Source organism: Bacillus cabrialesii (genome assembly GCF_004124315.2).
GTDB classification, from domain to species: domain Bacteria; phylum Bacillota; class Bacilli; order Bacillales; family Bacillaceae; genus Bacillus; species Bacillus cabrialesii.
Genome location: NZ_CP096889.1, coordinates 2,987,858 through 3,000,410 on the forward strand (window position 1 = coordinate 2,987,858; position 12,553 = coordinate 3,000,410).

The 12,553-nt window shown below is 45.7% G+C and carries 11 protein-coding genes; 2 read left to right on the top strand and 9 right to left on the bottom strand.

The features are described 5' to 3' along the window. Positions 1 to 171: 171 nt before the first annotated feature. Complete coding sequence (gene opuD, locus EFK13_RS15285) at positions 172 to 1,710, top strand: glycine betaine transporter OpuD (RefSeq protein ID WP_129507881.1); 1,539 nt, start codon at positions 172 to 174, stop codon at positions 1,708 to 1,710. 36 nt (positions 1,711 to 1,746) lie between these two features. Here opuD and EFK13_RS15290 read toward each other — a convergent pair whose 3' ends face one another. From EFK13_RS15290 to rmgP, 6 genes are all read right to left on the bottom strand, one after another. Continuing rightward, positions 1,747 to 1,929, bottom strand: a complete 183-nt coding sequence (locus EFK13_RS15290; RefSeq protein WP_003223398.1) for a sporulation protein Cse60 — start codon at positions 1,927 to 1,929, stop codon at positions 1,747 to 1,749. A gap of 68 nt (positions 1,930 to 1,997) precedes the next feature. Continuing rightward, positions 1,998 to 2,660: a YesL family protein gene (locus EFK13_RS15295; RefSeq protein ID WP_129507880.1), complete on the bottom strand. Its 663-nt coding sequence runs from the start codon at positions 2,658 to 2,660 to the stop codon at positions 1,998 to 2,000. 20 nt (positions 2,661 to 2,680) lie between these two features. Next, positions 2,681 to 3,967 (bottom strand): Gfo/Idh/MocA family protein, encoded by a 1,287-nt coding sequence (locus EFK13_RS15300; protein ID WP_129507879.1) that lies wholly within the window; start codon positions 3,965 to 3,967, stop codon positions 2,681 to 2,683. 11 nt (positions 3,968 to 3,978) lie between these two features. Next, positions 3,979 to 4,482, bottom strand: a complete 504-nt coding sequence (locus EFK13_RS15305; RefSeq protein ID WP_129507878.1) for a lipoprotein YteS — start codon at positions 4,480 to 4,482, stop codon at positions 3,979 to 3,981. Then, a complete protein-coding gene (gene rmgQ, locus EFK13_RS15310; RefSeq protein ID WP_129507877.1) occupies positions 4,479 to 5,600 on the bottom strand; it encodes an unsaturated rhamnogalacturonyl hydrolase in 1,122 nt (373 codons plus the stop codon). Before rmgQ ends, EFK13_RS15305 begins: the two co-directional genes overlap by 4 nt. A 7-nt stretch (positions 5,601 to 5,607) precedes the next feature. After that, entirely contained in the window at positions 5,608 to 6,573 is a 966-nt protein-coding gene (gene rmgP / locus EFK13_RS15315; RefSeq protein WP_129507876.1) for a polygalacturonan/rhamnogalacturonan ABC transporter permease, read from the bottom strand. 215 nt (positions 6,574 to 6,788) lie between these two features. On the opposite strand from rmgP, the gene EFK13_RS15320 reads away from it, so the two are divergent. Then, a complete protein-coding gene (locus EFK13_RS15320) occupies positions 6,789 to 9,104 on the top strand; it encodes a helix-turn-helix domain-containing protein (RefSeq protein ID WP_129507875.1) in 2,316 nt (771 codons plus the stop codon). A 40-nt stretch (positions 9,105 to 9,144) separates the two neighbouring features. Here EFK13_RS15320 and EFK13_RS15325 read toward each other — a convergent pair whose 3' ends face one another. From EFK13_RS15325 to EFK13_RS15335, 3 genes are all read right to left on the bottom strand, one after another. Further along, positions 9,145 to 10,641 (bottom strand): extracellular solute-binding protein, encoded by a 1,497-nt coding sequence (locus tag EFK13_RS15325; RefSeq protein ID WP_129507874.1) that lies wholly within the window; start codon positions 10,639 to 10,641, stop codon positions 9,145 to 9,147. 25 nt (positions 10,642 to 10,666) lie between these two features. Next, on the bottom strand, positions 10,667 to 11,527 hold the full coding sequence (locus EFK13_RS15330) for a carbohydrate ABC transporter permease (protein ID WP_129508052.1): 861 nt from the start codon (positions 11,525 to 11,527) through the stop codon (positions 10,667 to 10,669). Positions 11,528 to 11,736: 209 nt separating this feature from the next. Continuing rightward, positions 11,737 to 12,498 carry an NAD-dependent epimerase/dehydratase family protein gene (locus tag EFK13_RS15335; RefSeq protein WP_129507873.1) on the bottom strand — a complete coding sequence of 254 codons (762 nt, stop codon included), beginning with the start codon at positions 12,496 to 12,498 and terminating at the stop codon, positions 11,737 to 11,739. Positions 12,499 to 12,553: the final 55 nt, after the last annotated feature.

Genomic DNA, 12,553 nt, shown 5'->3' on the forward strand with positions numbered 1-12,553 from the left:
TTTTTACAAAACGCTGAACATTTGATAATTCTCCGCATTCATGGTAGGGTGAGACTTGTTTTGTTTCACCTGATTGCGGGGTAATTTTTAGAGAGGGATGATCTGCCGGCGTACGACCATACTAAGCCTGCGAGCAAGATATAGGCGTACACAAAAATTAGAGGGTGAGAAATTTTGAAACATATATCTAGTGTATTTTGGATTGTGATTGTCATCACAGCAGCAGCTGTATTGTGGGGCGTTATTTCTCCTGACAGCCTGCAAAACGTGTCTCAATCGGCACAAGCATTTGTTACCAATTCATTTGGCTGGTACTATCTTTTAGTTGTCTCTTTGTTTGTCGGGTTCTGTCTCTTTTTCATTTTCAGCCCGATTGGCAAAATTAAACTCGGAAAACCCGATGAAAAACCGGAATTCGGGTTGTTATCATGGTTTGCCATGCTGTTCAGCGCAGGCATGGGAATCGGCTTAGTATTCTATGGTGCGGCTGAACCGATCAGCCATTACGCAATTAGCTCTCCATCAGGTGAAACAGAAACCCCCCAAGCCTTCAGAGATGCGCTCCGCTATACGTTTTTCCACTGGGGTTTGCACGCTTGGGCCATTTATGCCATTGTGGCATTATGCATCGCCTATTTCCAATTCCGCAAAGGCGCTCCCGGGTTAATCAGCAGCACGCTGTCACCGATTCTCGGCGATAAAGCAAACGGCCCAATCGGCAAATTGATTGACTGCATCGCCGTTTTCGCCACTGTTGTCGGGGTGTCGACGAGTCTTGGTCTTGGGGCAACCCAAATTAACGGCGGTTTGAATTACCTGTTCGGCATTCCGAATACTTTTGCCGTTCAATTTATTTTAATTGCCATTGTGACAGTGCTCTTTTTACTTTCTGCGTGGAGCGGACTCGGAAAAGGCATTAAGTATTTGAGCAACACCAATATGGTATTAGCTGGACTGTTAATGCTGTTTGTGCTGTTTGTCGGACCTACGGTACTAATTATGAACTCATTCACAGATTCCATCGGACAATATATTCAAAATATCGTGCAAATGAGCTTCAGACTGACACCGAACGATCCTGAAAAACGCGAATGGATTAACGGCTGGACGATTTTCTATTGGGCATGGTGGATTTCCTGGTCTCCATTTGTCGGCATTTTCATCGCCCGGGTATCCAGAGGCCGGACGATCCGTGAATTTTTAATCGGTGTCTTGGTGACACCATGTATTCTCGCGTTCCTATGGTTCTCTATCTTTGGCGTATCGGCTATGGATCTTCAGCAGAACGGTACATTCAATGTAGCGAAGCTGTCAACTGAAACGATGCTGTTTGGAACACTTGATCACTATCCGCTGACAATGGTGACTTCAATCCTTGCATTGGTTCTGATCGCTGTATTCTTTATCACGTCTGCTGATTCAGCGACATTCGTGCTGGGCATGCAGACGACATACGGCTCTTTGAACCCAGCCAATTCAGTAAAATTCAGCTGGGGTATCATTCAGTCCGCCATGGCGGCTGTGCTCCTTTATTCCGGCGGGCTTGCCGCTTTGCAAAACACAGCGATTCTGGCCGCGCTGCCGTTTTCTATTGTTATTCTGCTGATGATTGCCTCTCTCTATAAATCGCTTTCGAAAGAACGAAGAGAGATCAAAAAAATGGAGAAAATCGACAAACCGAGAAGCCCCAGAGTGAAAAAGGCATATTAACAAAAAAGATCTTTCCGCACCCGCGGGAAGATCTTTTTATTTGCGATATAAAATAAGGGCGGAAAAACAGTAAAGCTGCTCGCCGTCTGGGTCGCACGCCGCCGAAACCGTATATTTGATATCAATCAGCTGCTCCTCCGATATCCCTTTTAAAAATGAATTGATTTCCGTCTGTAAGTCTTTTTCATGCTCTTCATCAAATACCGCCACCTTCAGCATTTTTATCCGCTCTCCTTTCTCTATCAATCTATTCCGTTTGGAACAGCGTTATGATAGAGAAATCATGATCACCTCATTTCCGGATAAAAAGCTTTCCGTATATGGCCCTGTGGCTCACCCTCTTGCTGCCCGACTTTCAGCAGTACGGCATAAACAATTCGCATATGACAGTAGCTGATCAGGCTGACGCTGAAAAAAGGGACAATGCCGGGCAGGTACGCAAGCAGGAAAAAGAGAGCGAGAGTCAGCGCAAACATGACGAGCGTATATTGCAAATACGCCACACTGAGCAAAAGAGAAAACTTCACATATAACCGTTTTTTCCAGTCAAAATGGACAAGCAGCGGAAACACATAAAAAAGCATGGATACGAACAAAAATCCAAATATCATAATGGCGAAGCGCAGGACATGCAAAAGGAAATGGCTCGGATAAATAAAGGCCAAATCGATATAAATAATCAATCCGATGATCGCCAGTACAGCGCCAATCAAATTTGAACGGAGAAATTCAGCCTTATATTCCCGCCAAAACGTCTGCAGTACAGGAACGTTGTCCTGTCCCTGGATCCATTTCCGCATGACAGCGAATAAAGCTGCGGTGGCGGGCATGATGCCGAACACCCCGAGACCGATCATCGTAAAAAACAGCCAAAGCAAGTTTGTATATGCAAATCTCATGATCCACTCACAGAAGCGCAGCACCTGCCCCATTGAACCATCATGCTCCACGGCGGCCCCTCCTTTTCGCATTATACATTTTGCATCTGAAAAAGCCTCTTAATGTTGATCGGCTTCTTATCGGCAACTGAGCGCCACATCCCTTCACCGACCGCGATGGAGTAGGCTCCCGCTTCAGCCCCGGCTAAGATGTCATAATGGCGCAGCGGGTCTTTTCCTAAAAAAAGATCCTCAAGCAAAAGCGGATCGCCTCCGCCGTGCCCGCCCTCGTTTTTGACCACTTGTATCGTCTGCTTTGATTCAAAAAGCGGATAATATTCAATCGTCTGCTCCGGAAAAGCAAACGGAATTCTGGAAGGCTCATGAAATTCATTTGATTCGATACGCCCTTTTGTGCCGTTGATCGTCAGCCGGTAGCCTTCATACGGGGCGGAAAATATGATCGAGTAGCTTAAAAGCGCGCCTCCGTCATATTTGACAGCCGCCACGTACGTATCCTCGATGTCAATCTCCTCGTCAAAAATACACGCGTCCGGCCTGTATGCAGTATACAAGCCGGATTGGTCTCCCGCTTGAAGATGATCATCCTTTACAGAAGCTTTGGAGGAGCGGGGATGCCATCTTGAATAGTAATGGCATTTTTCTTTGACCCGGCACGTCCCGCAAAAACGACCGTCTTCTTCCGGCAGCGGATTCCACTCACTGTCCGGCCCGTAGTAATTTAAAGCGCCATAAGCAAAGACCTCCGCCGGTTTTTGCCCAAGCCACCAATTAACGAGATCGAAGTGGTGTGTTGATTTATGGACAGAAAGGCCGCCGGAAAATGGTCTTGACCGGTTCCAGCGTTTAAAATAACTGGCGCCATGATACGTATCAATATACCAATTCAAATCAACAGAGGTTACCCTGCCTATTTTTCCGTCCAGAATCATTTCTTTCATTTTTCGATGAAACGGGCTGTAGCGATAGTTAAACGCGACGGTGACTTTCCCTCTGCTTTTCGCCTCCGCCTCAAGGACCCGATTCGCATCCTGCACCGTCGTCACCATCGGTTTTTCTGTAATCACATCCGTATCCCACTGAAGGCTTTTTAAGATATATGTGATATGTGTGTCATCCCTGCCTGCCACTATGACGATATCAGGCTTTGAAACACGTATCATCTCATCAAAAGCGTCTTCGTTAAACTCAGGCACGTGGGCAAGCTCGGGGAACTTCTTCTTGCAAACGGCAAAACGTTTCGAATCGGCATCAAGCAATCCCGTAATCTCATAATGTGTTGAAAACCGCTCTATCAGCGGTTTGATAAACATACTCAGAGCTCTGCTGCTCACTCCGCAAATAACGATGTTCTTCAATGTCCTCACCTCTATCGGGCTTCAGTTAGCTGAGAAATCAGCTGCAGCGCTTCCTCTGTTTTTTTAGCATACACAGGGATAAACGCCGCCATATTGCGATTCAATCGAAAAGAATAGCCGTTCAGCTGCTTTTCCCCTTTTTTAATCTGAACGGCATAAACTGTTTTTTCTCCTGTTTTCTGATCAACAGCTATATAAGGAGATGTTTTTTTCACTGGCCATTCGTCTAACGGCTGAAAATTTTCCGGATCATCGTAAGCTTGAAACATGTCTTCAGGCACGATGAAAACATCCCCCTCACGAGCGGTGATTTCAGTCAGCAGTTTTTCCGGAAAGGCAGGCAGGATATCAACCTTCCCGGCTTTCTGCTCAGCGGCCTTTTTTATATTTTCCTGTACGCCTGCCTGCATATCTGAAAAGAGGATGACATGCATTCCGTCCGGCCTGCTTGAGCATGATGCCAAAAAGAGAATGGAGACGATCATACACAAAGCCGTACGTATACTCTTTGTCATTTCCCCGCTGACCTAAAAAGAGGCTCCAGTTCTGTCATGGCCAAAATAAACGCACCGGCCCCGTGCAGGTCGTTTGTGCTTCTTTCGCGGCTGACATAATAGTCATAGAAACCGGCCGATGTTCCGACACAAATATCTTTGACGAGGAACGCACCGTCTTTTGTTGTTTCGGTTTTATGCTGAATCAAACCTTGATACGCTTTTAACAGGACCGGTTCGTAAGCTTTGTCAAGATAGCCTTTATTGATTCCTTTTGCGATGGCGTACATGTACAGGCAGGATCCCGAGCTTTCCAGCCAGTTATCGGACCTGTCACCTTTGTCAACGATCTGGTGCCATAACCCCGTTTCCTCGTCTTGATAGCGGCAGATGCTTTCAATCATGTCCCGCAGCGTTTTTTTCCACACGTCACGGTTCGGATGCTTCTTCGGCAGCTCTTCAATCATCTCAGCAAGGGACATGACGTACCAGCCGATGGAACGCGCCCAAAATTCGGGTGAACACCCTGTCTCTTCATTGGCCCAAGGCATTATTTTCGCTTCGTCCCAGGCGTGATAAAAGAGACCGGTTTTTGAATCTTTCGTATGCTTTCTCATCAGCGACTCCTGAAGCACGACCTGATCAAACAGCTCCGGTTCCTGCTTCAGATTGGCGTATTTCAGCGCGAACGGCCCGCCCATGTATAGGCCGTCAAGCCACATTTGGTAAGGATAGCCGTCCTTGTGCCAAAAACCATCCTCAGACGTCCGATTCAGTGTTCCATATAAGCCGCGCAGCCTTTTTGCCGCTTTGACATACCGCTCATCCTTCGTCTGCTCGTATAATGGAAAAAGAATAAGACCCGCTTGAATGGCGTCGAGCTCATCTCTTCTAAATAATAGATTGCCATAATCATCAATTAAGAGATCTGCATAAGCCTTCGCATACTCGAAATACCGCTTTTCCCCGGTTGCTTCCCACAGCTGCAATACACCGCATAAGAAAACACCTTGATGGTAGTGCCAGCGGTTTGCAGGCGGCAGCTCCTCCACTGTATACGTGTTCATAATGGTTTTTGCCAAAGCCTCCGCGTACGTAAGAGGCGATTTTACAGCGATTGATTGATCCATTGATCCCATCCCTTTCTTAATAGATTCCTTCCTCGCCAAATTTCTTCGCCAAACGATTCGCAAGCATGACCAAAATCAGCCCGACCGCCGCTTTAAATACGCCGACCGCTGTACTGTAGCTGAACTGGCCCTGTTTTAGCCCTGCAGTGTAAACGTACGTATCAAAAATTTCAGCCACTTCCCTGTTTGTCGCGTTTAACAGCAAATACACATGCTCGAAGCCAAGCTCCAGCGTATCTCCGATTTTCAAAATCAGTAACACGACGATGACGCTTTTAATGGCGGGCAGCGTGATATGCCACATTTGCCGCAGCCGTCCCGCTCCGTCCATTTTCGCCGCTTCATACAGCTGGGGATCCACCGCTGTCATGGCCGCCAGATAAATGATCGTTGACCAGCCCGCTTCCCTCCAAATGACCTGCAGAATATACAGGGGCCGGAACCATTCTTCATTCAGCAGAAAATTGATTTTTTCGCCGCCAAAAAACACAATCAGTTCATTAATCAAGCCTCCGTCTACTGTTAAAAGCACAAACGACAGAGATACTACAATGACCCAAGACATAAAATGCGGGATATAAATCAGTGTCTGAACAAATTTTTTAAAAAGAGCGATCCGCACTTCGTTTAATAGAAGCGCCAGCAAAATCGGCACCGGGAAAAATATAACCAGGTTCAAAGCAAATAACACGAGCGTGTTTTTTAACAGGAGAAAAAATGTGGGCTCTGTAAACAGCCTGATAAAATGCTTCAGCCCGACCCACTCACTGCCCAAAATGCCGAGAAACGGCTGATAATCTTGAAACGCAATCACGATTCCCCACATCGGGACATACTTAAAAAGCAAAAAGTAAATACACCCCGGCAAAATCATCAAGTACAAATATTTCTGCTGGATCAACTTGCTTAGTAAGCGCTTTCTTTTTTCTTTTTTAAAAATGACTGCATCAACAGCCGGCGCTTGCGCTTCTGCTGTTTTCATCTTTTCCAAGCCTCCTTTCACATCTTCTTGCATTCACTGTAGCGCAGCAGGCAAAAGTCCGTCTACAATCATATGATCACATCCTGCCTTATCCCTTTATGATCAAGGATTCAGCCGTTCCACCTGAAAAAAAGACACCAATATTAGAAAATGATTATTGACAATATCTATCAATCTTTGGATTAATTGTATTAAGGTGAAGTGGATGTTATGAAATGGGGGGTTTTATGAAAAGAAGCCAATACAAGTTTTATTACAAACTGATCACGTTTTTCTGTCTGCTCAGCACTATTCCGGTCATTCTTGTCGGATTGTTTTCATACGAGCACTCTCAGAAAACGGCCATCTCCAACGTTACGGAGGAAAAGCTCGACACACTCCAGCAGACCCAGCAAAGCATCGAGCACATATTGAAAACCGTCGATCACTCTTTAACCCACTATGTGAGTTCGCCGCCTCTCCTTCGCACACTGTCCGAGCCTTTGCACTCTGACCAATTTCAAATCTATAACCAAGTGAACCAAGAGCTCAACTATCTGCAAAGCTTTGATACCGACCTATCCAACATGACGCTGGTCAGCTATATGAAAAAATGGTACATGAACAATTCAGGCTTGTACCGGTTGAATACAGATTCTCTTCATGAAGCAGCCGCAGCGTACACGCAACATAAAGCAAGCCGCTCGTATTGGACGCTTGAGGAAAACAACCATTTGATTTCGACAAAAGAAGGCACTTCAGACAACTGCCGCTACAATATCAATTTAATTAAACAGCTTCCTCTGAACAGCACAAATACAAAGGGATTGGCCGCCGCAAGCATCCCGAGCTGTTCACTTGTCAAAAACATGCCTGACTATTCAAACGCCAACAACTTGTTTATCATTGATGAGAAAGGCCGCATCATCCTGCATAACAGCATGTCTGACATCGGTACATCTCTTCAAAACGACGACTTTGTGCAAAAAATGCTGACGCAGACAGCCAAAAGCGGACAGTTTGAAACAGTTATTGACCGCATTCATTATAAAGTCACCTATCAAAAATCTGACTATAACACATGGACTTATTTCTCTCTCGTTTCCTTGCCTGAATTAAAAAAAGAAGCCAAGTCAATCGGCTGGATCACCTTTACGGTATGCTTTATTTTGTTAACGCTTTCATTATTATTCTCTTGGCTAGGCTCCCGCCATTTTTACAAGCCGATCAGGGTGCTTTACGAATCATTCGCAAGGCACGGCGCCCTACAAGAGAAACAGCCGCCACAAAATGAATTTGAATTAATTGAACAGAGCTTTAAACAGCTGAAGGACAGAAATGACGACCTTGAAGAAACGATGAAACAGCAGGCCACCCATCTGCAGCAATATTTTATGGTCAGGCTCATGCTCGGAAAACTGACGGATGAGGAGGTCAATAACCGTTTTGAAAGTCTCGGTTTAAAGCAAAATTGGCGGCACCTCGCCCTGCTTGTGCTCCAAATTGACACGCTGAATCATACACCTTATGAGAAAAAAGATATGGATCTGCTTTTGTTTGCCGTCAACAGCCTGATTGAGCGCAATATTCCGTCAGACAAACATCTTGCCCCCGCCGTCGTGGACAAACAGCAGGCCACCATTTTGATCAATCAGAACGGGACAAAGGAAGAATTCACGACTGAGCTGAATGAAACCGCAAGGATGATTCAGGAAAAAGCGGAAGCTGAGCTGCAGCTGTCTGTCAGCATCGGCATCAGCCAGCCGTTTGATGCGCTCGCAAAAGCGAAAACAGCTTATGCGGAAGGATCGGAAGCGTTGAAATACCGGCTCAAAGCTGAAAACAAATCGATTATCTTTTACGAAGATCTTGACCAGAAAAAAACCTTCAAAACCCATTTTCCAAAGCAGCTTCAGCATGAGCTGTTCGATGCCGTAAAAGCCGGTGACAAGGAGAAAGCGGATAAATGCCTGCACGCGATTTTACAAGCCATTTTCACCCAAAACACCAACCCGTATCAATTCCAAATCGCCATCGCCCGCTTTTTGAACCACGTGATTGAGCTGATGCATGTGCTCGGGATCGAATTGTTTGAGCTTGAAGAAAACAAAATGCTGTATGACCAAATTTTTGAGCTGAAAACGTTCGAGGATACCGAAAACTGGCTCAAAAATGAGTTCATTGATCCGATGACAGACAAAGTGAACGCCCGCGCGGATGCCCAGTACAAAAATATTTCCGACAATATCATTCATATCATCCACCATGAGTTTGAATCCGATTTGACACTGGACGAAATCGCCCGCAGGCTGCATTACAATCCAAATTATTTAAGCAGTATTTTCAAAAAAGAAATGGGCATTTCATTCAGCGAATATGTCTCCAGCTACCGCCACCACATGGCGAAAAGCTGGCTTGCCGAAACCGACATGGCTGTAAAAGACATTGCCGAAAAGCTGAAATACAAAAACTCGCAAAACTTTATCAGATCATTTAAAAAGCTGGAGGGAATTACACCGGGAAACTACCGCCAGCAAAAAAGAGGCATGTAAAAAACCCAAAACCGCTCGCGCGTTTTGGGTTTTTCCAATGTTATTTTGTTTGTTTAAACGCTTCTTCATACTCCTGAATAATCTGCTTTCCGCCGCTTGACTCCCATTTTTCCACTTCTTTATCAAACTGGCTTTCTGTGATGTCTCCAATCATATATTTATAGGTCGCGTCATCAATGATTTTCTTCAGTTCATCTCCCCGTTCCGACTCCGCGGCGGAATAAAGGCTTTCAGCAGGGTTTGAGACGATGATCTTTTCATTGTCTTCGGTCAGCTCCTCGTACGCCGTCCGAAGCGGATCCCCCGTGTTTTTTAAGTAGGCTTTATCAATGGCGATTAAAGCGGACAGCGGCTGAATATCAGTCTGCCAGTCTTTCACTTGGCTTTCCTCGCGTGTGAACGTTTTGCCTTCTCCTTTGTTGTAATGAACGCCGTCAATGCCGTAAGTCATCAGGCTATAGACGTCCTCTTCGGCGATCCGGTCAAAAAACGCCAAAATCCGTTTAAGCTCGGCTTCTGTTTTCACACTCGTTTTCGGAAAAGCAAATAAGCCGTTATGCCCTCCTGATGCCCACACACGCTCTTTCCCGTCCGGGCCTTTTATGCGGTTAATGATTTCAAGCTTCATCGATTTATCGGAGGCATGGTCGCGCAGATTGACCGCATCTACCATATTCCCAATATAGATGCCGGCTTTTCCTTGAGAAAACAGCTCCTGCTGCTGGGTTTTGCTTGTGACGGGAAAATCCTTATTCATATAGCCGTTCTCACGCAGTTTTTTCATGTAGTTCATTGTGTCTTTGTATTCTTGCGTCATAAAATCCGGCGTGAATTTGCCGCCTGATTCCTTCCAATCTGTCGGCATGCCTTCATACGAGCCCAGCGTTTTAAACGCGCCGTAAATTAAGTCATTGCGGTCTGTCAGCCCGAATGTATCGTCTTTCCCATCCTTATCCGGGTCGTCCTCCGTAAACGCTTTGGCCACTTCATAAAGCTCATCCAGCGTTTTCGGCGTTTTCAAATTCAAATTGTCCAGCCAGTCCTTCCGAATGACAATCCCTTGTCTGGAAAGGGGACGTTCTCTGTATATCCCGTAGAGCTTGCCATCGATCGTTACGTTTTTATTAATGAGTTTGTTCATGTTGTTTAGGTTCGGATAATCTTTGATATAATCGCCAATCTCCCAGAACATTCCTGATCTGAAGGCATTCATGACTGACGAATTTTTAATATCCTGGATGGTCACGATTTGCGGAAGATTGCCGGCAGCCAACGCCGCATTCAGCCTGTCTTCTTTCACCGCGTCTGGAACCCAGGTGATGTCGAGTTCTGTATTTGTCAGCTTTTCGATTTCTTTAATCGCCCTGTCTTTCGGCGGCTGCTGGTGATACAAAATCGCCATCCAAGACAGCTTTACCTTTGAATCCGGGCCAGCTTTGCCTTCAGCCGAAGACTGGTCAGCTCCTTTACAGCCCGCCAGCACTCCGCCGAGTGCCAGTACAAGCACAATCAAAAGCATCCTCCATTTGTTTCCCATCGTACCCCTCCGTTTCATATTTCTTTTATCCTTTGACAGATCCCAGCAAAGCTCCTTTTGCAAAATGCTTTTGTATAAACGGATAGACAAGCAGAACCGGGATGGTCGCCACCACAATCACGGCCATTTTAATGGTTTGCTCAGGCGGCGGGCTGCCCGACCCCATTTCAGACATATCCCCCTGCATCCCGCTTGATACAATCACGATTTGGCGCAGAAGCACCTGAATCGGCCATTTCGCTGAATCATTTAAGTACAAGATCGCTGTCATATACGTGTTCCAATACGTAACCGCATAAAATAGTGAAATCGTTGCGATCGCGGGAAGAGACAGCGGCAGCACAATTTTAAAGAATATGCCCAGATCATTGCACCCGTCAATTTTCGCGGACTCTTCCAAGCTTGACGGGATATTTTGAAAGAAGTTTTTCAGAATGATCAGGTTAAAGGCATTAATGGCTGTCGGCAAAATAAGCGCCCAGTAAGAATCGAGCAATCCAAGCGATTTGACCACAAGGAAAGTCGGAATCATGCCGCCGCTAAACAGCATCGTAAAGACGACGAGAAACATGAGCGGCTGCCGGCCGATTAAATCACGGCGGGATAACCCGTAAGCCATCAGTGAAGAAAGAAACATGCTGACCGCAGTGCCTATCACTGTCACAAACACAGAAACTAGCAAGCTCTTATAAATAATATCTGTTGAAAAAATGTAACGATAAGCATCAAGTGAAAAAGTTGTCGGTATTAAAATGAATTTTTTTGACATGACTTCTTCTACTGTGGCGAAGGATGCCGCGATGACATGAATAAACGGAAGTACGCATATTAAAGCGAACATCAGCAAAAACCCGTAAATCAACATATCAAACAGGCGACTTTTCAGTGAATGTGCGATAGCTCCCACCTCTCTTTTTTGTAAGCGTTATCATTCTTTTTTAAACAAGCTGCAGCATGTGACGATATCGTGTCTAAAATGTAGCAAATCTGTGATTGCCATGTCTATAATCATTTGAACAGAGTCCCCGGCCGGTGGGGTGCTGCCGCGCGTGAAAGCCGATGACAAAAGAAAAAGAGCATAATCTTAGAAAATGATTATGCTCCGTTCTCTTCCTCTTCCAACAGCTCGGCCGTATTGATTTGAGGCGAAAAACCAAGTTCATTGACAGCTGTTTCAATGGACCATGGCCGGCCCGGATTATCAGAGACGGCGTAATAAGTGCCGTATCGGATATTGGTTTCAATGGCGGCTTTAAAAATCGACAGCAGGTCAGGGTGAGAAAGGAGTGTCTTTTTCGTCCGTTCTTTTTCATGCAGTGTATCCCTTTCATCTGTGACGACTGTTCCGATGCGAAGGTTGATCACCGAAAGCTTATTTTCCAAATAAAACAAATGGCCGATTTGTTCCGAGGTCAGCTTTAGTACACCGTACAAGTTTTTTGACAGCGGATAATCGCTTGTTGTGATCTCCCGTCCTAAGAGCGAACGCCCGTCTTCTTCGTATACATCTGTGACATGATTGCTGCTTGCGAACACGAGCTTTTGAATGCCGAGCTCCGCTGCGGCGCGGCACAGATAATAGCTTGCCCTATAGAAAACATCCGTCATTTTTTCAAATTCCGCGATGTCCATGACATCATATTTGATTTTGACTGCCAATAAATTCAAGATCACATCAGTGTCCTTCGGAATCTTCTTCAACAGCTCCTCATAATTTGCCGCGTCAGCCTGAATGGAAGAGGCTGTGCCATCGAAATGATTTTTATCAAGCACTGTCACTTCATAATCTGATATAAGCCCTTCGGCAAGCAGTCTCCCAATCACACCATTTCCGCCGGCGATCAGCACTTTTTTCACTGTGTTCACTCCCCTTTTTTATAGAATGCCCATTTTGGGCGGGGCTGACACTTTT

Coding starts and splice junctions, on each gene's coding strand:
- rmgP (WP_129507876.1), bottom strand. CDS start 6,573: ATGAAAACAGCAGAAGCGCAAGCGCCGGCTGTTGATGCAGTCATTTTT.
- EFK13_RS15320 (WP_129507875.1), top strand. CDS start 6,789: ATGGGGGGTTTTATGAAAAGAAGCCAATACAAGTTTTATTACAAACTG.
- EFK13_RS15305 (WP_129507878.1), bottom strand. CDS start 4,482: ATGACAAAGAGTATACGTACGGCTTTGTGTATGATCGTCTCCATTCTC.
- rmgQ (WP_129507877.1), bottom strand. CDS start 5,600: ATGGGATCAATGGATCAATCAATCGCTGTAAAATCGCCTCTTACGTAC.
- EFK13_RS15290 (WP_003223398.1), bottom strand. CDS start 1,929: ATGCTGAAGGTGGCGGTATTTGATGAAGAGCATGAAAAAGACTTACAG.
- EFK13_RS15325 (WP_129507874.1), bottom strand. CDS start 10,641: ATGGGAAACAAATGGAGGATGCTTTTGATTGTGCTTGTACTGGCACTC.